Here is a 24923-nt window from a genome sequence, read left to right as displayed (position 1 = left end):
TCAGCAATTTGCCGGCGCTCCATTGGCCTGGTTTGTCACCGCCGTGCACAACATCGGAAATGCCGAAGCCGGGTGCCCATTCTACCATAAATCAGACCCTTCCTAGTCTGTTTATGAGAATAGCTAGGAAGTGGCTGTTAGTGGAACAAGTCAGGAACCGTCGGAATTGCAAAGAATGCCAATCCCGAATTGGGACGGGGTAACCTTGTAATGGGAAAGGGTAGATCGATTCGGGTCGCACGCCGCAGATTAGAATCGATTCGGTTTAGGAGTTGGAAACGAACAGTAAGACATATCTTTCATAATGTCGCATTTGAACCATCGGGAACATCGGGCTTAGGTGTCAGATGTATCGGCGGTAGTCAGTGCTTACCGCCTGCCCCTCTCCAACATATTTCAGCACTTCTCCTACCTTCCGCGCGGCACGAATTGGAATGGGTAGGCGCTGGTTCATCTGGGTCGAATTCCAGTTCAGCTTCGTCATGGAGAGAACCTCTTCGGCCAGGTGCTCCAACGTGCTGTCACAACTCTCATGGGGACAGAGCAGGAGCGGGTTCGGCGAATATTCACCAGGATAGGTGCCGTAATACGGCATGCTTCCGCTGGTATAGAGAAGTCCCTTGCCCCCAAGGTCAACGAAGGTTCCGCGCATTACAGGATAGTTTCCATCGCGAAGAAGCCTGGCAGAGTAGGATTCCTGTATCCAGACAAGATCTCGCATCGCCGTTCCAGAGGCATCGAGCGCTGCAATGATACCGTCCGTTTCCTCTTCCTTGAAGCGGGACGTTTTTAGAACTATAACACGGGCGGGCAACGTCTTGTGGTGAGCCTTGTAAGCGGCGAGAACTGATTCAATAATTTCGCGTGCATCCTCCATGGTCATGTAAGGATGTCTACCGCGACTTTCTGTCTGCGCCCTCCGTCCCTTTAGAATAAAGCCACGACCGCGTTCATCAAACATCTGGGCTGCGCTTGTGAATAGCTGCTGCCCACCTGCTTCCCGGTAGAAGCTGATGCCGACGAAACACGAGGTATACTCGCCTTCCTTGGCTCGTCGGCGCCAGGGAATACGGCCGCTGCCCTTGTAATACAGGCTAGTCATCAAATTCCAGCTGCGGCCGGCAAGGTCCTGGATTTTGCGCGAGCTGCTTTCCTTGATCTTCTGGGGTATCGCGACCTTTTCGTCGATCACGTCTTCCCAGACGATCTGTATGGGGAAACTTAGCCCCATTGCTTTAGCTTTGATCATTCCTCTGAAATTGGGCGCATCAGAGCCGCTGCTGTCACCTTCTTCCACTGTGCCGCCGGCATCAACCTTCGCATTCCAGACGCGCTCCAACAGCCTTACAGGCAAGGCTATGATCGCCACATCGGGCCGACTGCCGCCGTCATCCAGTACCTGCAGTTCGGCAACGATGGCGTCCACGGCCATTTCGACGGCGCGTTGATGGTTGGGTTCCTTGGTTATCTTGTCAATTTTGGCTTGTGGTAAGGCAGCGGTCGCGCCATTATCGACTTCGAAACGGCATCTAAAAGGACTTTGGTTGCCGAGGCCCGGGAATGGCGGATGCATATTCGGGTGTTTGCTAGATTTTCCTTCCACTCCATTGGAAATCGTCTGGAGGAATTTGCGAGTATCGTCGATCGTTTTCGAGCTACCAACCACGCCGATTTTGATGACATCACCGAGGAAGGTTTGCAGTGGACCTGCTTCGAACAGTCCTAGACGCGGATCCTGATGATGGTGATGATCCCCAAATTCAAGCTCAGGCTCGTCGAAAATCCGGCTCTCAAATACCATCGGCGAAAAGCCCTTCTTCCGGGACATTCTGGTCCCTCTTCTTTTCATTGCCCCATCCGTCCTCAGGAACACGAATTTCCAGGTGGACTGAAGGAGGCTTTTTGAATCGTAGTCGGGGGCCTACGATTTGCTCACCCCCAAAAAGATCGACGGCATAGCGTTCAGCTGCGCGCTCACTTTCAGTCAGGAAGCGATGCCACATAATGACCTGACCACGGAGGGCAGCGCTTTTATCCAATCGCTTTTTACCTGAAAGCAGCGATGCTGCGTAGAGATGGGGCGTAAATCCGTTGGTGGTGAAATGATATGTCGGCGTAATGATTAGATACCATTCGTCACCAATATTCTCGAACCTTGGAATAAATGCATGATGGCGGACAAACGATATCCGCCCTTCGACCTTGTTGTCCATGAAGACGCTCACAACATCGGCATCTGTTTTCTTTTTGGATGCTTCGTAGACGAAATTACGATGAATCCCCTGTTCGAGTGCTCGAAAATAGAAAGACTTGTGATCCTTGTTCCATGCAAGATCATTCTGAGTCTGATGCCGAAGGGTTTGCCGTAATAGAAAACTAAATTTGTTTTGCTCGTCTACATCATCGTGGAAGGCGATGTCCCTGGTGTCAATTGCTTCTACCTGATCGAGATCAACGATATCACAACAGGATGTTGTGCGCGGATCTTGGAATGACCAGAATGTTCCGCCGTTAATGACCCAGTCAAATCGCGGGTCTCCGCCATCGAACATGATTGCCGTCGATCTTTTGGAATCGTATGGGGTTGACGCCAAATACATTTCGCTTGGAAGCATGATAGGCAGCATGTTAACCAGTGCTTCTTCGCCGCCACCAAGAGGCGGTACGAAGTATCCTAGACCGGTTTTTGGTACGGTCAGTGCTGCCAGCTTGTTTACTGTGCTACTATCAAGAACATCCTTTGTTTTATCGATAAGAAGGCGACGATCGCCCTGCTCTCCATCACGACTGACTTCCTTCCAATAGAAGCTGTGGTCTGATTGGCGGTAAAACACGACGATTACGGGGAGGTTCGATCCCCTCCAATATGCGAGGTCCTGCGGTCGCAACAAGTAAGTGAAGCCTGCATCGTTTTCCGAAGTGTAGGGCGAGGCGGTCGTGGATTTGATCTGGACGGCGATCATTCGGGCCATAGGTTGACCTTGGCTCATCACTTCGGCGATTCCGTCGATACCCGCTTCTAAACGCGAGCGACCGTCAAACTGGAACCCGAGTGTCAGGAAGCGCCCGCGCACCTCGTTTTCCCCGATCTCACCAATAATCTGGTTCGCCGTGATCTGCTTAGGCATAAAATCCTATTCGCCTCGAAAGAATGGTCTGCACAATAGATCCGCGATTTCTAGCGATACCGCAGGCACAAGACGCATCAATTCGGCCGATCTAACATCGCGAACATCGGGATAGACGGCGCGGATAGTGCGAACTGCATCGGGATCCAATGCCAGCATCGCGTTCAATACGTCGCGCGCCTGTGCGTATGATGGTATGGAAAGCCTCATGCCGAGATGCCGATGGAGGTTCACTCGCTCCTGGAAGCTGTAAGCCATGCCTTCTTCAAGCACGGTCGCCGGCGCAAAGGTCGGCGACGGCCCAAGCAAGTGCACCACCTCGTGGGCGAGCTGATAGTGCGCCATACGCGGGTTAGATGCGGCCTCCCTCGTCAAGCTGATGCCAACATGAAATGGCCGACTGCCGGGATAATAGGTCCCCGGATGCCCCTCATCCCAAAACTGGATCCCGGCAAAAAACCAACGAGGGTCGCGTGGTCCAAACTGCTGTTCAGCTTCCTGGAGAAGTGAGCTGGTGAGATCGGACCAAGATGTTGTGACCAATTCCCCTAAAGCTTCTCTGAAGAACCCGGATGCCGGCTCTAGGCTGCTTGGGGTCGCTTGGGGGAAAAATTTCATGCGTTGGGTCCAGACGTTGGGTGAAGTAGGTCCTGCCTTCTTCGTATTTCGAATGAGTTCAGCGTGAAAAGCGAATTGTGAAGTATGTGCGCATCGAAGCTGTCCATCGCCACTCTAGTAAAAGCAAGGCATTATGCAATCTCACGGACAACTTATGCGGCGGCTATAGACAACTTAGGGGGTGTCTATGGACAACTTATGCCTCTCACCGCACCTAGGCGCGGAAACTTTCCGCCGCGGCGCAGGCGAGCTGGTCGGCGCGCTCATTTTCGGGATGTCCGGCGTGACCCTTCACCCATTGCCATGTCACCTTGTGGCGCGACTGGGCGGCGACCAGCGCCTGCCATAGCTCGCCATTCTTCACCGGCTTCCTGTCCGCCGTGCGCCAGCCATTCTTCTGCCAGCCGAAGACCCATTTGGTGATGCCGTCCATCACATATTTGCTGTCGGTATAGAGCGTCACGGCGCAGGGCTTCTTGAGCGTATTGAGCGCCTCGATCGCCGCCGTCATTTCCATGCGGTTGTTGGTGGTCTGCGCTTCTCCGCCGGAAATCTCCTTTTCCGTGGCGCCGAAGCGCAGCACGGCGCCCCAGCCGCCGGGGCCGGGATTGCCCTTGCACGCGCCATCGGTGAAGATTTCGACCTGGGGCAGGGGCGTGCTCACGCGTCCAGCAACCGCGCCGCGTCCGCCCCCGCATAGAAGTCCAGCCGCCGCAGATAGGCGAGCGGGTCCTTGCGCGTCACCAGCGCATCCGGGGGCGTGTTGATCCAGTCATAGGCGCGGGTCAGCAGGAAACGCAGCGCCGCGCCCCGGCACAGCACCGGGAATGCCGCGCGTTCCTCCTGCGAAAGCCCGTGCGCTTCCTCATAGCCAGCGACCAGCGCCCGCCCGCGATCGCCATGCCAGACCGACCCATCATTGCTGAAGCACCATGCGCTGTGCGTGACGGCCAGGTCGTAGGCGCGGATGTCGGTGCAGCTGAAATAAAAGTCGATGAGGCCCGTCACCTCGTCTCCCAGCATCAGCACATTGTCGGGAAACAGGTCGGCATGGATGACGGCGCGGGGCAGACCGGCGGGCCAGTGCGCATCCAGATAGGCGAGTTCGTCCGACACGCGCTGGTGCAGGCCGGGCGCGATCTCGTCGAAATGCGCGCCGCATTTGCGGGCCAGGTCATGCCAGGCGGGCAGGTCGAGCGCATTGCGGCGCTCGCCCGCAAAACCCTGCGCGCACCTGTGCAACTGCCCCAGCGCAGCGCCCGCCGCGCGGGCCTGCCCGGCGGTGGGTTCCGTCACCGAAATGCCGGTCAGGAACTCGATGAGGCAGGCCGGACGGCCGCTCAGTTGCTGGAGCCGCCTGCCCTCCCGGTCGGCGATGAAGCGGGGCACCAGGCAGCCGCGATCGCCCAGATGGTCGAGCAGGTCCATGAAGAAGGGCAGGTCGGCCTCATCCACCCGCTTTTCATACAGGGTCAGGATATAGCGGTGGCCATTGCCGTCCGCGCCGGTGGTTTCCAGCAGGTAATTGCTGTTTTCCACCCCTTCGGCAATGCCCTTGGCCGACACCAGACGGCCTGCATCATAGCGGGTGAGGAAGGCGTCGATCTCCTCCGCCGGGACATGGGTATAGACGGCCATGCGCTATGCCGTCTCCAGCCCGCGCGGCAGCTTGAAGGCGATCGTCTCGCGTGCGGTTTCCACCTGCTCCTCCCTCACGTCGAACCGCTCCGCCAGCCGGTCCACCACTTCGCGCACCAGCACTTCGGGCGCGGAGGCTCCGGCGGTGAGGCCCAGCGTCGTCACATTTCCAAGCCAAGCGAAATCAATGTCGTCCGCGCGCTGGATCAGGCGCGCGGGCGTCCCCTCCCGCTCGGCCACCTCGACCAGGCGCAGCGAGTTGGAACTGTTGGGCGCGCCGATCACATAGACAGCCTCGCAGGAGGATGCGATCGCCTTCACCGCCGCCTGCCGGTTGGAGGTGGCGTAGCAGATATCCTCCCCCTTGGGCGCGTGGATGGCGGGAAAGCGGCGCTGGAGCGTCGCCACGATCGCCGCCGTATCGTCCACCGAAAGCGTCGTCTGCGTCAGGAAGGCGAGATTGCCGGGATCGGCGGGGGTGAAGGCTTCGGCATCCTCCACCGTTTCGATCAGGGTCATGTTCCCGGCGTCCACCTGCCCGAAGGTGCCCACCACTTCGGGATGGCCGCGATGGCCGATGAACAGGATGTGGCGGCCTGCCTCCACCTGACGTTCGGCCTGGCGATGCACCTTGCTGACCAGCGGGCAGGTGGCGTCCAGATAGTCAAGGCCGCGTTCCTCCGCCTTGGCGGGCACCGCCTTGGGCACGCCATGGGCGGAAAAGACCACCGGCACGCCATCGGGCACCTGATCCAGTTCCTCCACGAAGATCGCGCCTTTCGCCTTCAGATTGTCGACCACATATTTGTTGTGGACGATTTCGTGCCGGACATAGACGGGCGCGCCATATTTCTCGATCGCCCTTTCGACGATGACGATGGCGCGGTCCACGCCCGCGCAAAAGCCGCGCGGCGCGGCGATGAGCAGCTTCAGGAGCGGGCGGCCGGAGGACGAATGGGCGGTCATGCCTGCCGCTTAGGCCAATGTCGCGCCGGAAGGAAGGGGGAGAGGCGCGGGGGCGGCCGCCCTCTTCCTTTCGGTTGCACGCCGCGCGGGGTGCGGATAAGAAGCCCCACGCCTTTTCCCCCAAGGATTGACCTGTGACCCTTTCTCGAATTGCGATGACCGGAATGCTGGCCCTGGCTCTTGCGGGCTGTTCGCAAAGGGGGGAAATCGATCCTACCGGCGGCGTCGTGGCGGTCCGTTCGGCCTGCCCGGTCGCGGCCATCCCGGCACAGACCGGCGATATCACCCTGTTCAGCGCGCCCGGCCGCACCGATGCGGCGGCGATCGACGTGGTGGCGAACATCACCGATCTGCGGTCGACCTGTTCGGAAGGCGAGCAATTCTACAGCGAGGCGACCTTCACCGTGAACGCCCGCCGCAGCGACGCCAGCACCGCGCGTCAGGTGACGCTGCCCTATTTTGCCGCCGTGGTCCGGGGCGGCAACGCCGTCGTGGCGAAGCGCATCGGCCAGGTGGTGCTGGATTTCCCCGCCGGTCAATATCGCGCCAGCGCCACCGCCAAGGCCGGGTCCTATGTGGACAAGGCCGCCGCCACGCTGCCAGCCGACATTCAGCGCAAGATCACGCAGAAGCGCAAGGCGGGCGACGAGGATGCGGCGATCGACCCCTTCGCCCAGCCGGACGTCCGCGCGGCGCTACAGCGAACCAGCTTCGAGCTGCTCGTGGGTTTCAACCTGACCCAGGACCAGCTCCGGTATAACGCTACCCGCTAGGAGCCCGCCCGCTTAAATCCAATGCCGTTCGTGCTGAGCAGGGGCTGAGCGAAGTCGAAGCCCCGTATCGAAGCATGGGTGCGTAGCAGTCCTTCGATACGCCAATTCGACAGGCTCAAATGGCTGCTCAGGACGAACGGTTATCTCAGGACCGTTTGCCCATGTCCCTTTACATTCGTTTCACTGCCCATCTGAACGCCGTCCTGGACGCGCTGGAGGCTGACGGCACGCTGCCCGCAGGGCTCAACCGCAAGGCCGTGACCGTCGAGCCGCCGCGCGATGCGAGCCATGGCGACCTTGCCACCAACGCGGCGATGGTGCTGGCGAAACCGGCGGGCGCCAATCCCCGCGCGCTGGCGGAAAGGATCGCTGCGGGCCTGCGGGAACTGGATGAGGTGGAAAGCGCGGCCATCGCCGGTCCGGGCTTCATCAACCTGACGCTGACCGACGCCACATGGCGCGCGGAACTGGCGGCCATCCATGCCGAAGGGGCGGATTATGGCCGCTCGCAGGCGGGGGAGGGCGTGACCGTCAACGTCGAATATGTCTCCGCCAATCCCACTGGTCCCATGCATATGGGCCATTGCCGGGGCGCGGTGGTCGGGGACGCGCTCGCGGCGCTGCTGGAATATGCCGGGCACAAGGTCATCCGCGAATATTATATCAACGATGCGGGCGGCCAGGTGGACGTGCTCGCCCGTTCGGCCCATCTCCGCTATCGCGAAGCGCTGGGCGAGGATGTGGGCGAGATCCCCGAAGGGCTCTATCCGGGCGATTATCTGGTCCCGGTGGGGCAGGCGCTCGCCGCCGACTATGGCGACGCCTATGTGACCGCGCCCGAAAGCGAATGGCTGGTCCTGTTCCGCACGCGCGCGGTCGCGGCGATGATGGAGATGATCCGCAGCGACCTTGCGCTGCTGGGCATTCATCATGACGTCTTTTCGTCCGAAGCCGAATTGCAGGCGGCCGGTAAGCCGGAGGCCGCCGAACGGTGGCTGCGCGATCATGACCTGGTCTATGACGGCGTGCTGGAAGCGCCCAAGGGCGAAACGCCCGAAGATTGGGAGCCGGTGGAGCTTCCCCTGTTCCGGTCCACCCGCTTCGGCGACGATCAGGACCGGCCGATCAGGAAGTCGAACGGCGCATGGACCTATTTCGGCGCTGACATGGCCTATCATTTCCAGAAGGCGCAGACCGCCGACCAGTTGATCGACATCTGGGGCGCGGATCATGCCGGGACGGTCAAGCGCATCCAGGCCGCCGTCGCCGCGCTGACCGAAGGCAAGGCGCGGTTCGACGTCAAGCTGATCCAGATGGTCCGCCTGCTGCGCGATGGCGAGCCGGTGAAGATGTCCAAGCGCGCGGGCAATTTCGTGACGCTGGCCGACGTGGTGCGCGAAGTGGGCAAGGATGTGGTCCGCTTCACCATGCTGACGCGCAAGGCCGATGCGCAGATGGACTTCGATTTCGCCAAGGTGGTGGAAGCGTCGAAGGACAATCCGGTCTTCTACGTCCAATATGCGCATGCCCGCATATCCTCGCTGGGGCGGCGCGCGGAGGAGGCCGGATTGGACCTTCCCGCGCCTGACCTGTCCCGCCTTGGGACGCCGGAATTGGGCCTGGTGAAGCTCGCGGCGCAGTTTCCCCGCGTGGTCGAAGGCGCGGCGTCGGCACGGGAACCGCACCGTATTGCCTTTTATCTCAATGACTTGGCTTCTGAATTCCATGGCTGGTGGAATGCGGGCAATGACGATCCCGCCGCGCGCGTCATCCAGATGGACGATCCTGCTACCACATCCGCGCGCCTTTTCTTGAGCCGCGGAATCGGGCAGATCATCCGCAACGGCCTTGCCCTGATGGGCGTGGCCGCCTTGACGGAAATGCAATAGGCCAGGCGGAGGCAAGGACAAGATGGGCGACTATGCGCGGGGGCGGCTCGATCTCGACGACGAGGAGCGTCTGCCCTGGCTTGAGCCCGCCATTGAAGAGGAAGATGAAGGCGGCCTGTCGCCGCTGCGGCTGCTGGGCTTCATCCTGTGCGGCCTGCTGCTGATCGGCGTGGCCGTCGCTGGCGTGTGGCTGGTGAAGAATCGGGGCGGGGACGCGGGTGGCGAAGGAAAGCTGATCGCCGCGCCCGCCGGGGATTACAAGGTGCCCGCGCGGGAAGCCGACGCCCGGAAGTTCGAGGGTGAGGGCGACGCCAGCTTCGCCGCGAGCGAGGGCGTGGCGCGGGACGGGCGCATCGACCCCAGCCGGGTGCCCGAAGCGCCGATCACGCCCACCGGCCCCGCCGCCACTGGCCGCAGCCCCGTGACGGGCAAGCCGTCGCAAAGCGTGACCGCGCGCGTGGCCGACGAAACCGCCGCCCAGCCCGCCACGACCCAGCCCCGGCGCGGCGCTGGCGGCGCGGTGATCCAGCTCGGCGCCTATGGCAGCCAGTCGGGCGCGCGCGACGCCTGGGCGCGCCTGTCGAAGCGCTTCGCCTATCTGGCCCCGCTCACCATGTCGGTCGAACCTGCGGAGGTCGGGGGCAGCACCCTCTATCGCCTGCGGGCGACGGCCGGGGCCCAGGCCAGCACGATATGCGGCCGGTTGAAGGTCGCGGGGGAAAGCTGCCTCGTCGTCAACTGACGGCGGGCGGGCGCCGATAAAGTCCTTCGACAGGGCGCATTGCAGCCGCTACCATCATCATCATGAAACCCGTGATCTTCGGCCTGTCAGGCGAGACGCTCACCGCTGACGAGCGCGCCTTCTTTTCCGATGCGCAGCCCGCAGGCTATATTCTTTTCCGCCGCAACATCGCCGGTCGCCAGCAGCTTCGCGCCCTGACCGGCGATCTGCGCGCGCTGCACGGCCGTGACGACCTGCTGATCATGATCGATCAGGAAGGGGGACGCGTCGCCCGGATGCAGGCCCCCGTCTGGCCCAGCTTCCCCCCGGCGGCGGTGTTCGACCGGCTCTATGATATCGCGCCGTCCAGCGCCATCGCCGCCGCCCGCGCCAATGCGCACGCCATCGCCCTGACCCTGTCCGAAGCAGGCATCACCGTCGATGCGCTGCCGCTGCTGGACGTGCGGCAGGAGGGGGCGAGCGACATCATGGGCGACCGCACCTTCGGCGCGGAACCGATGCGCGTGGCGGCATTGGGCCGCGCGGTGATCGAAGGGCTGGAAAGGGGCGGCGTGGTCGGCATCGTCAAGCATATGCCGGGGCATGGCCGCGCGCTGGTCGACAGCCATCTCGACCTGCCGGTCGTCGCCGCCAGTGAAGAGGAGTTGCTGACCGACCTCGCGCCGTTCCAGACGCTGAAGGACGCGCCGATCGGCATGACCGCCCATGTCGTCTATACCGCCTGGGACCCGGACCTGCCCGCCAGCCTTTCCCCGTCCGTCATCGGCACGATCATCCGCAAGCGCATCGGCTTTGACGGCCTGCTGATGTCGGACGATCTGGACATGAAGGCGTTGAGCGGCAGCATCCCCGAACTGGCCGCCGCCTGCGTGGCCGCGGGGTGCGACCTTGCGCTCAATTGCTGGGGGCGGATGGACGATATGATCGGGATCGCCAATCTGCTGCCGGATATCAGCGCGCAGGCAAAGGCGCGGCTCGATCGCGCGATGGCGCGGGCCAGCCTGGACAAGGACGGCCCACCGCTGGAACAGCTGCTCGCCACGCGCGACGCCCTGCTGGCGGCGGTGCCTGCGTGATCGGGCGTCCACCCTTTTCCTGCGCGATCAGGACTCTAGATCAGTCAGTAGAAAGAACCGCCTTTCGCCGCCGGAACACGGCCATGGGCGGGGCTTGAGCATGGAAGACCTTTTCACCCCCGCGCCAGTCCCGCGCGCCGATGTGCTGACGGTCAGCTTCGAAAGCTGGGAAGGGCCGCTCGACCTGCTGCTGGCGCTGGCGCGGTCGCAGAAGGTCGACCTGCGCGAAATTTCGATCCTGGCGCTGGTCGAACAATATCTCGCCCATATCGAAGGCGCGCGGAAGCTGAAGCTGGAGCTTGCCGCCGACTATCTGGTGATGGCGGCGTGGCTCGCCTATCTGAAATCGGCGCTGCTGCTCCCGCGCGAGGCGCAGCCGGAGCCCGGCCCGGAAGAACTGGCGCTGCGCCTGCAATTGCGGCTGCAACGGTTGCAGGCGATGCGCGAAGCGGGCGCCCGGCTGATGGCGCGCGATAGGGTCGGCCGCGATGTCTTCGTGCGTCCCCGGCCAGAGGGGCTGCGCATGGTCCGCCGCGCCAAATGGGCGGCCAGCCTCTACGACCTGCTGCAATGCTATGGCCAGATCCGCGCCCGCACCCAGCCGGTGGTGCATATGGTCGCGGCGCGGCCGGTGATGACGCTGGACGAAGCGATCCAGCGGGTCGGCACGCTGCTGGGCGGGGCGATCGACTGGACGGCGCTGGAAGCCTTCCTGCCCAGCGATCAGGACGGGCCGATGGCGAAATCGGCACTGGCGAGCAGCTTCGTCGCGGCGCTGGAACTGGCGAGGCAGGGGCGGCTGGAAATCCAGCAGGAGGGGATTTTCGAACCGATCTACCTGCGCGCGGCCCTTCCCGATCCAGGCGGAGCCAGCCTGCTGTGATGCAGGAGCCTGACGATTTCCTGCGCGCGGTCGAAGCCGCTCTGTTCGTGGCGGAACATCCGCTGTCGCTGGCAGAGTTGCGTCAGCATGTCGGCGACGCCGGAGATCTTCCCGCGGCGCTGGCGGCGCTCGCGGACCATTATGCCGGGCGCGGCGTCAATCTGGTGGAGCGGGGCGGGCGCTGGCATTTCCAGACCGCCGCCGACCTTGCCCACATCCTGCGGCGGGAAAAGGACGAGACGCGCAAGCTGTCCCGCGCGGCGATGGAGACGCTGGCCATCATCGCCTATCATGAACCCGTAAGCCGCGCCGAAATAGAGGCCATTCGCGGCGTTCAGGTGGCGAAGGGCACGCTGGACGTGCTGATGGAAGCGGGGTGGGTCCGTCCGGCGGGACGGCGCGAGGTGCCGGGCCGTCCGCTCATCTATGCGACGACGGTAGAATTTCTGTCACATTTCGGCCTTAGCAGCCGCCGTGACCTTCCTGGACTGGACGATCTGCGCGCTGCCGGGCTGCTCGATCCTGTCGATCTTGCGCTGGAGGGGCTGGGCTCTCAATCCGTTCTGGAAAATGATGAGGAAGAGGCCTAGATAGGTTTCGTTTCAGGAGTACGTTCACATGGGTTCCTTTTCGCTGATGCACTGGGTCATCGTCCTCCTGGTGGTCATGCTGCTGTTCGGTGGCGGCCGGATTTCCGGCCTGATGGGCGACGTCGCCAAGGGCATCAAGAGCTTCAAGAAGGGCATGGCCGACGACGATGACGACATCGCCCCCGCCAAGCCCGCAACCCGGATCGAAGGACATCGCGTGCCCGAACAGGACGCGCCGAGCGGCACGGAAGAAAAGACCAAGGCCTGACCCCTTCTGCCGGGCGGTAGACGCGCATGTTCGATATCGGTTCGTCCGAACTTCTGCTGATCGTGATCGTCGCGGTGGTCGTGATCGGTCCCAAGGATCTGCCGCGCGCCCTGTACAAGGTGGGGCAGATCGTGGGCAAGGCGCGGGGCATGGCCCGCCACTTCCGCACCGGCATCGATGCGATGGTGCGCGAGGTGGAGCTGGAGGAACTGGAAAAGAAGTGGGCTGACCAGAACCGGCGGATCATGGAAGAACATCCGCCCGAAACGCATGCGGCGTCTGACGCGCAGCCTGCATCCGCTTTTCCGGGCGAGGCTGCCGCGCCGTCATCGCCGCCGCCCTTTGTCGCGCAATCCGCTCCGGTCGCGCCTGCGCCGCCCCCGGCGGCCGCACCGGCCAGCGAAGGTCCCCCCTATCTCGCGGCGCAGCCCGGCACGAACAAGGGCGACACGGCCGCATGAAGGATATTGACGACAGCAAGGCACCGCTGCTCGACCACCTGATCGAGCTGCGGGGACGGCTCCTGAAATGCGTGTGGGCGCTGTTCATCACCGGCGCGATCTGCTTTTATTTTTCCGACCATCTCTTCGCCTTCCTGGTCCACCCGCTCAAGGAAGCCTTTGGCGATGGCGGCGGGCGGCTGGTCTATACCAAGCTGTATGAAGCCTTTTTCGTGCAGGTGAAGGTCGCGATCTTCGGCGCTTTCTGCCTGTCCTTCCCGATCATCGCGAACCAGCTTTGGGCCTTTGTCGCGCCGGGCCTCTACGCCAAGGAAAAGAAGGCGCTGCTGCCCTTCCTGATCATGACGCCCGTGCTGTTCCTGATGGGCGCGAGCCTTGCTTATTATGTGGTGATGCCGACTGCCTTCCACTTCTTCCTGCAATTTCAGGGATCAAGCGGCGGGCTGGCGGTGGAAGCGCTGCCGAGCACGGACGCCTATCTGACGCTGGTGATGCAGTTCATCCTTGCGTTCGGCATCAGCTTCCTGATGCCGGTGCTGCTGATGCTGCTCAACCGTGCGGGGTTTGTGAGCCGGGCGCAGCTCATTGGTCTTCGGCGGTATATGATCGTCGCCGCGTTCGTTGCTGCGGCAGTGCTGACCCCGCCTGACGTGGTGTCGCAGCTCATGCTCGCCGTTCCGCTGCTGCTGCTTTACGAGATCACGATCATCGCGATCTGGTTCACCGATCGGAAACAGGCCGCCGAGGCGGCGGAGCAGCCCGATCAGTCCGTGGAAAAGGGCTCGCCCTGAGGCAAGCCCTTCCCTGACGGATAGCTTCAGGGCTGGCTCAGTTCGCCGCGTCTTCCACAGCTTCGCCAGCGCTCTGCACGTCTTTGCCGGCGCCTTCCACCGTGTTGCAGGCCGCTACCATGAGCGAGCCGGTGAGCAGCAGGGCGGCAAGGATCTTCTTGGTCATGATCGTCTCCTTAGAAACTCAGCCGAGTGGACGTGCCAATTCGGCGGCGCAAGCAGAACCCGCGGGCACAGGATACGTTCCGCATCCGCAAATATCTTAGGATTGGGAGGGATGGCCCGAAAAATTCTGAGCCCGGAACGCGTCGGGGGGGGGGGATGCGTTCCGGGCTCATATTTTTTTGGATAGCAAGAGCGGGGGGCAAAAGATTTGCTATCCGGGCATTAGAACCCATGGTCGGCGGCTTTGGTTCCGCCAGTCTTCGAAAAATTCGAACTTTTTATATGCTCGTAAAATCAGCCACTTGTGAATCATGCTGAGCCGATAGCGAAAAAAATCAGGCGCAATCGCGCGGACTGCGGCACGTTCAGATGCGTGGCCGTCCGCTGTTGCGATATTCGGGGCGGATGGTCGATTCAGGAAGGGCCGGTTCATCCTCTGGCGGACGGGTGACGGATGGTACGGGCAGGATGGCGGGCGCATCGGCCTTCGCCCAGTCATAGACGGGGGAAGCGATGACGGGCGCGGGCATCCAGGGCCGGGGAGCGGGGCCGGACTGATATTCCCGGCCGGAATAGGCGACGCGGAAGGCGGCGGGCGCTCCCTGGAAACCGGGCATGCGGTAGAAGATATGCGCGCCGATGATGGCGACCGGCCGCAGCGACGGCGCCCAGGAAGGCCTGACCGCCAGCGTGTGGTAGAAGGTGGCGAGGCCGACAGGGGCATAGACCTTGCCGGAAAGCGCCTCCTGCGCGATCCGCCTCGCGCGCGCCCAGCTTTGCCTGTCGCTGCCGCGCGTCATCGATCCATCGCAACTGAAGGTGAACTGGCAGCGCAGATCGGTGCGTTCCGACCCCTGATAGACGACCGCGCAGACGCTGTGCGGCCAGAGCGGGCTGCGCACGCGGTTGAGCACGACCTGGGCTACGGCGCGCTGGCCCTCTTCGGGTTCGTTGCCCGCCTCATAATAGATGGCGGAGGTAAGGCAGTTGAGCGCGCGATAGCTGTCGAGCGCGGTCGCGCCGCGAAAGGCGGTCGCGGGCGCGGCTTGCGCGGCGTCGAGCGTCAGCACGGCGGGATTCGCGCCGGGCTGCGGCGCGGGCAGCCGGTCGAATAAACCCTGAGTGAAGAAGAAGGCTGAACCGGGGAAATTCGCGCCCGGTTCCTCGGCCGGATCGGCCTGTATGGCGGCGTCGCCCAGCAGGTCGAGGGGTGCGGCCGTGATCAGGCGCGGCGCGGCGAGCGCCGCCAGCGCCAGCGCGGCGGTGATCCCATGCCTTATCCCTGCGTGCGGCATTGCCAAGCCATGTTCCTAGAAAAGCAGCGAAAAATAGCGTTCCGGCAAAGGCTTTAGAGCAAAAGCATTGCGATTTCCTGTGTGAATCCGGCCCTGTCCCGCAGCGGGACAATGCCGCGCCCAAAGCTTTACAAAGCTCTGCCAAGCCTCTCTTTTACGCCGTCATCATTCCCTTGCTTGGCAAGGGTCATGTCCCTCCGCTATGCCAGCGCCATGCTGGTTCAAAAAGATAGCCTCGCCCTGATTGGCAACACGCCGATGGTGCGCCTTGCCGGACCTTCGGAGGAATCGGGCTGCGACATTTTCGCGAAATGCGAATTCGCCAATCCGGGCGCTTCGGTGAAGGACCGGGCGGCGCTGTTCATCGTCAACGATGCCGAGGAGAAGGGGCTGTTGCAGCCCGGCGGCACGATCGTCGAAGGGACGGCGGGCAATACCGGGATCGGGCTGGCGCTGGTCGCCAATGCCAAGGGGTACAAGACGATCATCGTCATGCCCGAAACGCAAAGCCGGGAGAAGATGGACACGCTGCGTGCCTTGGGCGCGGAACTGGTGACGGTGCCCGCCGCCGCCTATTCCAACCCCGGCCACTTCGTCCACACGTCCCGCCGCATCGCGGAAGAGACGGAAAATGCGATCTGGGCGAACCAGTTCGACAATATCGCCAATCGCAAGGCGCATATCGTCGGCACGGCGGAGGAAATCTGGACCCAGCTTGACGGGCAGATCGACGGCTTCACCTGCGCGGCGGGGACCGGCGGCACGATCGCGGGCGTGGGCCTTGGCCTCAAGGCGCATGACGAGAATATCACGATCGCGCTCACCGATCCTTATGGCGCGGCGCTCTACAACTATTATGCCCATGGCGAATTGAAGGCGGAGGGATCGTCCGTCGCCGAAGGCATCGGCCAGGGCCGCATCACCGCCAATCTGGAAGGCGCGCCGATCGACACGCAGTTCAGGATTTCCGACGAGGAGGGATTGCTGTGGGTCCGGCGGCTGCTGGCCGAAGAGGGGCTGTGCCTTGGCCTGTCGTCGGGCATCAACGTGGCGGGCGCGGTGGCGCTGGCGCGGGAGCTTGGCCCCGGCAAGCGGATCGTCACCATATTGTGCGACACGGGCTTCCGCTATCTGTCGACGCTTTACAATCGCGAATGGCTGGAAGCGAAGGGCTTGACGGTCTTCCCCTGGCTCGCGCACAATCGCTGATAGCCGACACAGGTCGCGGCGGCGAAGAAAAGAGCAATTCATGGCTGAAACACCCCGCCGGCAGGAAGGGTTGCAGCGTGTCCAGATCGGTCTGACCGGGCTTGCGGGCGTGGTGCTGCTCGTGGGCCTGGCCAATATCGTGATCGAAAAGGCGCGTGTCGATGATCCGGCGGTGCCGCCGCCGACAGTGCCGACGCTGGAGACCAATGCGGTTTCGCCCAAGGAGCCGCTGGCCGAACTGGGCGTGCAGCCCGCGCCGGAACAGGCCCCGATCGTCCCCGATCTCCAGCCCGATCCCAATCTGAAAAAGCCGATGGATCAAGACCTGCAACCCGCGACTCCTTGACGCTTTTTCCCGGTCCCCATCCATGAAGGCGCGGTTGCGCACTGCCTTGCTGCTGGCGGCGCCCGCCTTGCTCCTGCTGCTATGCGGGATGCCTGCCCTGTTCCGCACCGGGCAGGCCGATCCGCTGGGCTGGGCGATGGCAGCGCTGATCCTGATCCCCGCTTCGGCCGCGCTCAGCCTGTGGCGCGGCGGTGCGCATGCCCTCTGGGCTGGCGCGGGTGCGCTGACCGGCGTGCTGACGTTCGTCTGGATCGTAGCTGGCCGGGCACCTGACGCGGGCGCGGCGCTGGCGCTGGCGGCCATCATGCTGGTGGCGGTGGCGAGCGGATCGCTGCTGCCTCGCCGTCCTGCGTGGGGCATCGCGATCGGCCTGCTGGCCGCAGCCGCCATCTGGTGGCCGGGGCGGGAGGAGGTCCGGCCCGTCGCTGGACCTAAACCCCGGCTGGCGGTGATCAGCGGCCTTCCGCTGTTCTGGCGCGAAGGACAGGGTGGCATGGACGCCCGCGCCGATGCGCCGATCGTCGGCGTGCTGCGGACGCGGTTCGATGTAAATCCGCTCGACAGTGCCCTGTCCCAAGGGATGGCGCGGGCCGATGCCCTGCTGCTCGCACAGCCGCGCGCTCTGGCGGGAGCGGAGCTGGCGGCGATCGACACATGGGTGCGCAAGGGCGGCCACGCGGTGGTCCTTGCCGATCCGCTGCTGCGCTGGCCTTCGGTCCTGCCGCTGGGCGATCGCCGCCGCGCGCCCGCCGTCAGCCTGCTGACGCCGCTTCTTGCCCATTGGGATGCGCGCCTGCTGCCTCCTGAATCGCTGGAGGAGGAGCGCCGGTTCCTGGCGCAGGGCCAGTTGCTGACCATCGCCGCCGCGTCGGGTTTCGAGATCAGGGGTCCTTCCTGCCGGACGGAGGAGGAGGGGCTGATCGCCACCTGCGCTCTTGGCCGGGGGCGCGTCACATTGATCGCGGATGCCGATGTGATCGATGACCGGCTGTGGCTCGCCGATCCCGCAAAGCCGTTGCAGCCGCGCCAATGGACGGCGGACACGCCCGGATTGCTGACCGGATGGCTTGGCGGCGAGGCTTTGGCGCGGCCGCGCGGATGGCTGCGGTCCGAAGCGGAACTGCGGGCGGCGATCCGCTGGGCGGTGCTGGCCGGGATTTTCTGGGCGGGCTTGGGAAGCGTGCTGCTGGACCGGCGCGGAAGGGGTGGGATCGCATCTTCGCGCGGCAAATCATCCGAGGAAAAGGGGTGATCGACAGCTAAAAACCAGAACAAAACAGGATTTCCCATCCTTTCCCTAAATTTCCCTTTTCTTGTCTGCCGCCCCTTGGTATTTAAAAGCCATAGGGGTTCTCAGGTTTTGTTCGTCCTGCGTGCCGGGCTGCTGCGATGCGGTTCGGCGGCTGATGACCTGTGCCCTTGCGAACAGAGGGGCAAGCAGTCCAATCGTGCCGGAAACCATTCTCTTTACGGGCAACGCGTTCAGCGTCGCGGACGGCAAGGGCCGTTTCGTCCTGCCCCTGGAGATGCGCCGGCAGGTCAAGCTGTCCAGCGGCAATGAAAACCGGCTTTATCTCTCGGTCCATGGCGACAACCCCTGCGCCACGGGCTTTGGAGAATCGCACCGCCGCCACCTGTTCGAAGAGGTCGAGGAACTGGCGCGCGAAGCGCGGGCGCAGGGCCGCGACTATAATGCCGACCTGGAACTGGAACGCCGCCTCGGCACGATCGAGGAGGTGAATTTCGACGAGGGCGGCCGTTTCGCCATGCATCCCGACATCCGGGGCGAATATGGCATCACCGATGCGATCTTCTTCTATGGCGTCGGCCGCTACATGCAGCTGTGGAAGCCCGAAACGCTGGTCGACAGCAAGGACCGGCCGGAGTTGATCCGCAACAAGGTGCGCCGCTGGCTCGACCAGCGCGAAGCGGGGGGCGGCAAGTGAGCGGCGCTGCTCCCAACGAAGACCGTCATGTCCCCGTTCTGCTCGACGAAGTGCTGGACGCGCTCGCCATCGCTCCCGGCGAGATCCATGTCGACGGGACGTTCGGCGCGGGCGGCTATTCCAGCGCGATGGCGGCGCGGGGGGCGAAGGTCTTTGCCTTCGACCGCGATCCCGACGCGATTCGCGAAGGGCAGGCGCTGGCCGATGAAAAGGGCGTCACCCTGATCGAAGGCGAATTTTCGCGCATGGACGTGCTGCTGGCGGAGCGGGGCGTGACTTCGGTCGCTGGAGTCACGCTCGACATCGGTGTGTCCTCCATGCAGCTCGACCGCCCGGAGCGCGGCTTTTCCTTCCAGGCGGACGGCCCGCTTGCCATGACGATGAGCCAGTCGGGGATGAGCGCGGCCGACTTCCTCAACGGCGCGCCCGAGCAGGAGATTGCGGACGTCCTCTACCGCTATGGCGAGGAGCCGCGATCCCGCCGCGTCGCCCGCGCCATCGTGGAGGCGCGCCCGCTGGAGCGCACCGGCCAGCTTGCCAGCGTCGTGCGCCGCGCGCTGGGGCACAAGCCGCATGACAAGAAGGACCCGGCGACCCGCACTTTCCAGGCGATCCGCATCCATGTGAATGGCGAGCTGGACCAGCTTGAGCGCGGACTGGAAGCGGCCGAAGCGCTGCTGGAGGAAGGCGGCCGCCTGGCGGTCGTCACTTTCCACAGCCTTGAGGACCGGATCGTCAAGCAGTTCCTCCGCAAGCGCAGCGGCGGAGAAGGAAGTGGTTCGCGCCACCTTCCGGAAAAGCAGGCTGGGGAGGCCCCCACCTTCCTCAAACCTGCCAAGGCGGTGCGGCCGGGGGGTGCGGAACTCGCCCGCAACCCCCGTGCCCGCTCCGCCACGCTGCGCAGCGCTGTTCGAACGTCCGCCCCTGTCCCCACTTCCTCCCGGAGCGCCCGCCCATGATCGCGGTCAAGAGGTTGCAGAGCCTGATCTGGATCATGCTGGTCGCGCTGGGGGCGCTGGGGGCCTATCTGGTCTCGCTGAAGGTCGCGACGGAGCGGAACGAGCTGATGCGCGTGCAGGCGCAGATCGCGCGGGCGCGGGGCGACATCCGCTATCTGGAAACGGAATTCAGCGCGCGGGCGAGCATGCGGCAGCTGGAACGCTGGAACCAGGACGACTTCATGTATGCGACGCCCACGGCCCAGCAATATCTGGCCGGGGAGCGCGCGCTGGCGCATCTGGACGGGGTGCAGCCCAACGGCCCGGACTATGTCGCGCCGCCGGTGATGGTCGCGATGGTGCAGACGCCCGCCGACCTGCCGTCCGCGCCGCAGGCCGCGCCCGCCAGCCCCGCCGCGACCCAGATCCGCAGCGACATCGCCGTGATCCGGGAAGCGCATGCGGCCGACAATGTCGAAAAGATCGCCAAGCCCGCGCCGCGCAGCGCCGAGGAGAAGGCGAAGGCCGACGCCGATGTGTCCAAGCCTAATCCGCTCGCCCGCCGGGCCGAGCGGATGGCGATGCTGGACGCCAAGCTGCTGGACGACAGCACCATCAGCGAGATCAGCGACAAGGCCGCGCGCGAACGCAAGAAGGGAGCGCGCTGATGGCCACGATCATCGTCCAGCCGGGCGGCGCGCGGGCGGGCAAGCAGCGGGTCAACCTGACGGCGGTGGCGCACAACCGGCTGATGCTGCTGCTGATCCTGTTCCTGGGCGTTACGGCAGTGCTGATCCTGCGGCTGAGCTGGGTCGGCATCTTCGCGAGCAGCGGACGCGGGGACGATGACGTCTCTGGCCTGCTGCCAGCGCGCGCCGACATTGTGGACCGCAACGGCGTTCCCCTGGCGCGGACGATGGACGCCTATTCGATCGCGGTGCGCCCGTCCAAGCTGATCGGCGATCCGGCCGAACTGGCGCGCAAGCTGAACGAGATTTTTCCCGACGAGCCGCAGGCGGCATTCTACAAGAAGCTGACCGGCAAGGGATGGGCCTATCTGCGCCGCCGCGCGCTGCCCGAAGAGGTGGCGGCGGTGAATGCGCTTGGCGAGATCGGCATCGAATTTCCGCGCGAGAAGGAACGGCTCTACCCGCAGCGCAGCCTGGCCGCCCATGTGCTGGGCTTCGCGCCCAACAGGGACGGCGTTGGCGGCATGGGCGTGGAGGCGGCGTTCAACGACCGGCTGATCGATCCGGCGCTGCGCGGACAGCCTTTCGCCATTTCCATCGACAGCCGGGTGCAGGGCGCGCTGGAAAGCGAACTTTATGCGCAGATGGTGGCTCAGAATGCGAAGGGTGCGGGCGGCGTCATCATGGACGCCAATACGGGCGAGGTGATCGCCATGGCGTCCATCCCCGTGTTCGATCCCAACAAGCTGGCGAATTATGCGGGCAAGAAGTGCAGCGAATCGCCGCTGTGCAACCATATCGTGCAGGCGCGCTACGAGCTTGGATCGACGTTCAAGCCGCTGTCGATCGCGGCCGCCATGGATCATGGCGTCGTCACCTCCATGGCCAAGCGCTATGATGCGACCGCGCCGCTGGCGGTGGCGGGATTCCGCATCAAGGACGACCATGCGCTGGGCCGCTGGATCAACGTGCCGCAGATATTGGTGCACAGTTCCAACATCGGCACGGCGCGCATCGCCGACGAGATGGGCGCCGCGCCCATGCAGCAGCTGTTCCGCAACCTGCAATTCGACCAGCGCGCGCCCATCGAACTGAAAGAACGGGCGAAAAGCCTGTGGCCGACCAACTGGGGCCGCATCACCACCATGACCGTATCCTATGGTCACGGCATCGCGGTCACGCCGCTGCATCTGGCTTCGGCCTATGCGGCGCTGGTGAATGGCGGCATCTGGCGTCCGGCGACTCTCCGCAAGCTGCATGCGAACGAAGTGCCGGAAGGGCACCGTGTCTTTTCCGCCGCCACCAGCGCGCGGATGCGGCAGCTGTTGCGGATGATCGTCGCGGCGGGTACAGGTCGCAGCGCCGACGCCAAGGGATTCCGGGTGGGCGGCAAGACGGGTTCAGCCGAAAAGCCTGAAGAAGGCCGGTATAACAAGAGTTCACTGGTGACGACGTTCGCGGCCGCATTTCCGATGGATAATCCCCGCTATGTCGTGCTGACCATGATGGACGAGCCAAAGGGTAACGCCCAGACTTTCGGCCTGCGCACCGCCGCCTGGACCGCCGCGCCCGTGGTGAAGCGGGTGATAGAGCGCACCGGCCCGATGCTGGGCGTGCTGCCCGACGAGCGGCGCGATGTCGATATTTCCGACCTCATGCCGCTGCTCGGCAAGGAGGATCATTGATGCGCCTCAAGTCACTGGTCGAGGGGCTGGACGCGCGGCTGAACGCCGGTGCGCCGCTTGATGTGCCAGTGTCGGGCTTTGCGATCGACAACCGCAAGGTCGCGCCCGGAACGGTCTTCGGCGCTTTTCAGGGGCTGCGCGTCAATGGCGAGGATTTCATCCCCGACGCCGTGCGCGCCGGAGCGATCGCCGTCGTCGCCCGCCCGGAGGCGAAGGTGGAAGGCGCGGTGCATATCGCCCACGACAATCCGCGCCGCCTGTTCGCCCTGCTCGCCGCCCGCTACTTCGCGCCTTTCCCCGATGTGACGGTTGCCGTCACCGGCACCAATGGCAAGACATCCACGGTGGAGCTTGCCCGCCAGCTCTGGCGGATGCTGGGGCATCATTCGGCCTCCATCGGCACGCTGGGCGTCACCACCTCGGTCGATCAGGTGTCGACGGGCCTTACCACGCCGGATATCGTCACTTTCCTGTCCAATATGTCGGGCCTCAAGCGCGAAGGCATCACCCACGCCGCCTTCGAAGCGTCGAGCCACGGCCTGGCCCAATATCGCACCGAAGGCCTGCCGGTGTCGGCCGCCGCCTTCACCAACCTGTCGCGCGATCACCTGGACTATCATGGCGACATGGACAGCTATTTCGATGCCAAGATGCGGCTGTTCGACGAAGTGGTCTCACCCGGCGGGGCGGCGGTCGTCTGGGCGGACGACGCATGGTCGGACAAGGTTATCCAGCGAGCTACGAAGCGGGGGCTTCGTGTGCTGAGCGTCGGGGTGCAGGGGCAGGCATTGCGTCTTGCCAACCGCACCCCGACCCAGTTGGGTCAGACTCTGGAGGTTGAGGCCGATGGAAAGTCCTACAAGGTAAACCTGCCGCTGATCGGCGCTTATCAGGCGGCGAACGCGCTGACCGCCGCTGGCCTCGTCATCGCGGGCGGGGAGGATGTTGCCAAGGTATTGGAATTGCTCGGCCGGGTGCAGCCGGTGCGTGGCCGCCTGGAACGCGCGGTCATCACCAGGGCGGGCGCGCCGGTCTATGTCGATTATGCCCACACGCCCGATGGGCTGCGCGCCGCGATCGAAGCGCTGCGGCCCCACACGCGCGGGCGGCTGATCGCGCTGTTCGGCGCGGGCGGCGATCGCGATGCGGGCAAGCGGCCGCAAATGGGCAAGGTGGCGGCTGAACTGGCCGATCATGTCATCGTCACCGACGACAATCCCCGTTCCGAGGACCCATCGGCCATCCGCGCCGCCGTCATGGCCGGTGCGCCGGGCGCGCAGGAGATTGGCGGCCGCCGCGACGCCATCGCCGCCGCGATCGGCCAGGCGGGCGCGGACGATATCGTCCTGCTGGCTGGCAAGGGCCATGAACAGGGCCAGATCATCGGCGACCGCGTATTGCCATTTGACGACGTGACGGTGGCGCGGGAGTGCGCGGGTTGAGCGCGCTTTGGACCTCCCAGGAGATCGCGCAAGCCACGGGGGGCGTCGCTTCGGCGCCCTTCGCCGTTTCGGGCGTCGCGTTCGACAGCCGGGAAGTGACGGACGGAGACCTGTTCGTCGCGATGAAGGGCGAAGTGACGGACGGCCATCATTTCATCGGCAAGGCGTTCGACCAGGGCGCGTCCGGCGCGATCGTCAGCGAACCGATAGATCAGCCGCATGTGCTGGTGAAGGACAGCGCCGCCGCGCTGGAAGCGCTAGGACGGGCCTCGCGCAGCCGGATGCGGGGGAAGGTCGCCGGCGTCACCGGATCGGTCGGCAAGACGGGGACGAAGGAAGCGCTGTTCCACGCGCTCGACCGCATCTGTCCTGGCGAAGTGCATCGTTCGGTCAAGAGCTACAATAATCATGTCGGCGTGCCGCTCAGCCTGTCGCGCATGCCGCGCGGGTCAGCCTTTGGCGTGTTCGAAATGGGCATGAACCATGCGGGCGAGCTTGCGGAACTGACGCGGCAGGTGCGCCCCCATGTCGCGATCGTCACCGCAATCGCGCCCGCGCACATCGAATTTTTCGGCACCGAGGCAGCGATCGCGCAGGCCAAGGCGGAAATCTTCGAAGGGCTGGAGCCAGATGGCACGGCGGTCATCCCCTATGACAGTCCGCATGTCGCGATCCTCTACGACAAGGCGGAACAGCATGCCGCGCGCATCCTGACCTTCGGCTTCGATCCAGAGGCGGACGTCCATGTCCGCGACATGGTGCCCGCCGCGAATGGCGGCACGCTGGTGACCGCGGCGCTGCCGGGCGCTGAGCTTTGTTTCACCGTTGGCGCGCCGGGTGAACATTGGGTGTCCAACGCGCTGGCGGTGCTGGCGGCGGTGGAAGCGTTGGGCGGCGACCTGGCCGCCGCTGGCCTAGCCCTTGCCGAAATGCCGGGCCTTCCGGGGCGCGGCGAGCGGAGCATGGTGGCGGCGGGAGAGGGCGAGGCGCTGCTGATCGACGAGAGCTACAACGCCAATCCGCTCAGCATGGCGGCGACGCTCAAGCAACTGGGCCGCGAACAGGCGAGCCGCCGGATCGCCGTGCTGGGCGGCATGCGCGAACTGGGCGATCGCAGCGGCGAATTGCATGCGGGCCTTGCCGAGCCGCTGGCTGCGGCGCAGGTCGACCATGCCATTTTGGTGGGCGCGGAGATGACGCCGCTGGCGCAGGCGCTGGCCGGGGTCCTGCCGTTCGACCATGTGCCCGACGCGGCGGAGGCGACGCGCCTCGTCCAGAAGGAATTGCGCGCTGGCGACGCGATCCTGGTCAAGGGATCGAACGGGATCGGCCTGTCCCGCCTGGTCGCCGCGCTGATTGCAGACAAGACTCCGGGGAACTGAACG

At 64.2% G+C, this 24923-nt stretch carries 26 protein-coding genes; 18 read left to right on the top strand and 8 right to left on the bottom strand.

Going from position 1 to position 24923, the window contains the following annotated elements:
* Window positions 1-343: 343 nt before the first annotated feature.
* The 6 genes from ET21_RS0110735 to ispH all read right to left on the bottom strand — a co-directional run bounded on the left by ET21_RS0110735 (window position 344) and on the right by ispH (window position 6350).
* Window positions 344-1828: a hypothetical protein gene (locus tag ET21_RS0110735; protein ID WP_237751538.1), complete on the bottom strand. Its 1485-nt coding sequence runs from the start codon at window positions 1826-1828 to the stop codon at window positions 344-346.
* The gene (locus ET21_RS0110730; RefSeq protein WP_030539670.1) at window positions 1791-3128 is read right to left on the bottom strand and encodes a DUF4365 domain-containing protein; all 1338 of its coding nucleotides are present in this window, start codon (window positions 3126-3128) and stop codon (window positions 1791-1793) included. Before ET21_RS0110730 ends, ET21_RS0110735 begins: the two co-directional genes overlap by 38 nt.
* 6 nt (window positions 3129-3134) lie before the next feature.
* A complete protein-coding gene (locus ET21_RS0110725; protein WP_030539669.1) occupies window positions 3135-3746 on the bottom strand; it encodes a hypothetical protein in 612 nt (203 codons plus the stop codon).
* A 214-nt stretch (window positions 3747-3960) separates the two neighbouring features.
* The gene (gene rnhA, locus ET21_RS0110720) at window positions 3961-4398 is read right to left on the bottom strand and encodes a ribonuclease HI (RefSeq protein WP_190288180.1); all 438 of its coding nucleotides are present in this window, start codon (window positions 4396-4398) and stop codon (window positions 3961-3963) included.
* Between the two features lie 8 nt (window positions 4399-4406).
* On the bottom strand, window positions 4407-5384 hold the full coding sequence (gene thrB, locus ET21_RS0110715) for a homoserine kinase (RefSeq protein ID WP_030539668.1): 978 nt from the start codon (window positions 5382-5384) through the stop codon (window positions 4407-4409).
* A 3-nt stretch (window positions 5385-5387) separates the two neighbouring features.
* Window positions 5388-6350 carry a 4-hydroxy-3-methylbut-2-enyl diphosphate reductase gene (gene ispH, locus ET21_RS0110710; RefSeq protein ID WP_021236926.1) on the bottom strand — a complete coding sequence of 321 codons (963 nt, stop codon included), beginning with the start codon at window positions 6348-6350 and terminating at the stop codon, window positions 5388-5390.
* 164 nt (window positions 6351-6514) lie between these two features.
* Here ispH and ET21_RS0110705 point away from each other — a divergent pair, with 164 nt between their 5' ends.
* The 9 genes from ET21_RS0110705 (at window position 6515) to tatC (ending at window position 13823) form a co-directional block, all read left to right on the top strand.
* A complete protein-coding gene (locus tag ET21_RS0110705; protein WP_030539667.1) occupies window positions 6515-7123 on the top strand; it encodes a hypothetical protein in 609 nt (202 codons plus the stop codon).
* A 161-nt stretch (window positions 7124-7284) separates the two neighbouring features.
* Entirely contained in the window at window positions 7285-9012 is a 1728-nt protein-coding gene (gene argS / locus ET21_RS0110700; RefSeq protein ID WP_030539666.1) for an arginine--tRNA ligase, read from the top strand.
* 22 nt (window positions 9013-9034) lie between these two features.
* Window positions 9035-9754, top strand: a complete 720-nt coding sequence (locus tag ET21_RS0110695) for an SPOR domain-containing protein (RefSeq protein WP_030539665.1) — start codon at window positions 9035-9037, stop codon at window positions 9752-9754.
* A gap of 62 nt (window positions 9755-9816) precedes the next feature.
* The gene (nagZ, locus tag ET21_RS0110690) at window positions 9817-10830 is read left to right on the top strand and encodes a beta-N-acetylhexosaminidase (RefSeq protein WP_030539664.1); all 1014 of its coding nucleotides are present in this window, start codon (window positions 9817-9819) and stop codon (window positions 10828-10830) included.
* A gap of 100 nt (window positions 10831-10930) precedes the next feature.
* The gene (locus ET21_RS0110685; protein WP_030539663.1) at window positions 10931-11713 is read left to right on the top strand and encodes a ScpA family protein; all 783 of its coding nucleotides are present in this window, start codon (window positions 10931-10933) and stop codon (window positions 11711-11713) included.
* On the top strand, window positions 11710-12303 hold the full coding sequence (gene scpB, locus ET21_RS0110680) for an SMC-Scp complex subunit ScpB (RefSeq protein WP_037470718.1): 594 nt from the start codon (window positions 11710-11712) through the stop codon (window positions 12301-12303). Before ET21_RS0110685 ends, scpB begins: the two co-directional genes overlap by 4 nt.
* 28 nt (window positions 12304-12331) lie before the next feature.
* A complete protein-coding gene (locus ET21_RS0110675) occupies window positions 12332-12571 on the top strand; it encodes a twin-arginine translocase TatA/TatE family subunit (RefSeq protein ID WP_021236868.1) in 240 nt (79 codons plus the stop codon).
* Between the two features lie 26 nt (window positions 12572-12597).
* Window positions 12598-13032 carry a Sec-independent protein translocase protein TatB gene (tatB, locus tag ET21_RS0110670; RefSeq protein WP_030539662.1) on the top strand — a complete coding sequence of 145 codons (435 nt, stop codon included), beginning with the start codon at window positions 12598-12600 and terminating at the stop codon, window positions 13030-13032.
* On the top strand, window positions 13029-13823 hold the full coding sequence (gene tatC, locus ET21_RS0110665) for a twin-arginine translocase subunit TatC (RefSeq protein ID WP_030539661.1): 795 nt from the start codon (window positions 13029-13031) through the stop codon (window positions 13821-13823). Before tatB ends, tatC begins: the two co-directional genes overlap by 4 nt.
* A gap of 37 nt (window positions 13824-13860) precedes the next feature.
* Here tatC and ET21_RS0110660 read toward each other — a convergent pair whose 3' ends face one another.
* The gene (locus tag ET21_RS0110660; RefSeq protein WP_021236871.1) at window positions 13861-13989 is read right to left on the bottom strand and encodes an entericidin A/B family lipoprotein; all 129 of its coding nucleotides are present in this window, start codon (window positions 13987-13989) and stop codon (window positions 13861-13863) included.
* Between the two features lie 364 nt (window positions 13990-14353).
* Window positions 14354-15283 carry a cell wall hydrolase gene (locus ET21_RS0110655; protein ID WP_030539660.1) on the bottom strand — a complete coding sequence of 310 codons (930 nt, stop codon included), beginning with the start codon at window positions 15281-15283 and terminating at the stop codon, window positions 14354-14356.
* 213 nt (window positions 15284-15496) lie between these two features.
* Between ET21_RS0110655 and ET21_RS0110650 the strand changes: the two genes are divergently transcribed.
* The 9 genes from ET21_RS0110650 to murF all read left to right on the top strand — a co-directional run bounded on the left by ET21_RS0110650 (window position 15497) and on the right by murF (window position 24920).
* On the top strand, window positions 15497-16492 hold the full coding sequence (locus ET21_RS0110650) for a cysteine synthase A (protein ID WP_030539659.1): 996 nt from the start codon (window positions 15497-15499) through the stop codon (window positions 16490-16492).
* A gap of 40 nt (window positions 16493-16532) precedes the next feature.
* Window positions 16533-16838 carry a hypothetical protein gene (locus tag ET21_RS0110645; protein ID WP_021236874.1) on the top strand — a complete coding sequence of 102 codons (306 nt, stop codon included), beginning with the start codon at window positions 16533-16535 and terminating at the stop codon, window positions 16836-16838.
* A gap of 34 nt (window positions 16839-16872) precedes the next feature.
* Window positions 16873-18090: a hypothetical protein gene (locus ET21_RS0110640; protein ID WP_051768109.1), complete on the top strand. Its 1218-nt coding sequence runs from the start codon at window positions 16873-16875 to the stop codon at window positions 18088-18090.
* Between the two features lie 196 nt (window positions 18091-18286).
* On the top strand, window positions 18287-18784 hold the full coding sequence (locus ET21_RS0110635) for a division/cell wall cluster transcriptional repressor MraZ (protein WP_030539657.1): 498 nt from the start codon (window positions 18287-18289) through the stop codon (window positions 18782-18784).
* Window positions 18781-19743 (top strand): 16S rRNA (cytosine(1402)-N(4))-methyltransferase RsmH, encoded by a 963-nt coding sequence (rsmH, locus tag ET21_RS0110630; protein WP_030539656.1) that lies wholly within the window; start codon window positions 18781-18783, stop codon window positions 19741-19743. Before ET21_RS0110635 ends, rsmH begins: the two co-directional genes overlap by 4 nt.
* A complete protein-coding gene (locus ET21_RS0110625; protein WP_030539655.1) occupies window positions 19740-20390 on the top strand; it encodes a hypothetical protein in 651 nt (216 codons plus the stop codon). Before rsmH ends, ET21_RS0110625 begins: the two co-directional genes overlap by 4 nt.
* Window positions 20390-22096 carry a penicillin-binding protein 2 gene (locus ET21_RS0110620; RefSeq protein WP_030539654.1) on the top strand — a complete coding sequence of 569 codons (1707 nt, stop codon included), beginning with the start codon at window positions 20390-20392 and terminating at the stop codon, window positions 22094-22096. Before ET21_RS0110625 ends, ET21_RS0110620 begins: the two co-directional genes overlap by 1 nt.
* Window positions 22096-23538 (top strand): UDP-N-acetylmuramoyl-L-alanyl-D-glutamate--2,6-diaminopimelate ligase, encoded by a 1443-nt coding sequence (locus ET21_RS0110615; RefSeq protein ID WP_030539653.1) that lies wholly within the window; start codon window positions 22096-22098, stop codon window positions 23536-23538. The genes ET21_RS0110620 and ET21_RS0110615 overlap by 1 nt, the downstream gene beginning before the upstream one ends.
* On the top strand, window positions 23535-24920 hold the full coding sequence (gene murF, locus ET21_RS0110610) for a UDP-N-acetylmuramoyl-tripeptide--D-alanyl-D-alanine ligase (protein ID WP_030539652.1): 1386 nt from the start codon (window positions 23535-23537) through the stop codon (window positions 24918-24920). The genes ET21_RS0110615 and murF overlap by 4 nt, the downstream gene beginning before the upstream one ends.
* The last annotated feature ends 3 nt before the right edge of the window (window positions 24921-24923 follow it).

The organism is Sphingobium sp. DC-2, from assembly GCF_000722555.1.
Lineage (GTDB): Bacteria > Pseudomonadota > Alphaproteobacteria > Sphingomonadales > Sphingomonadaceae > Sphingobium > Sphingobium quisquiliarum.
Note: the sequence above shows the minus strand (reverse complement) of the source record. Positions and strands in the feature narration are given on the sequence as shown.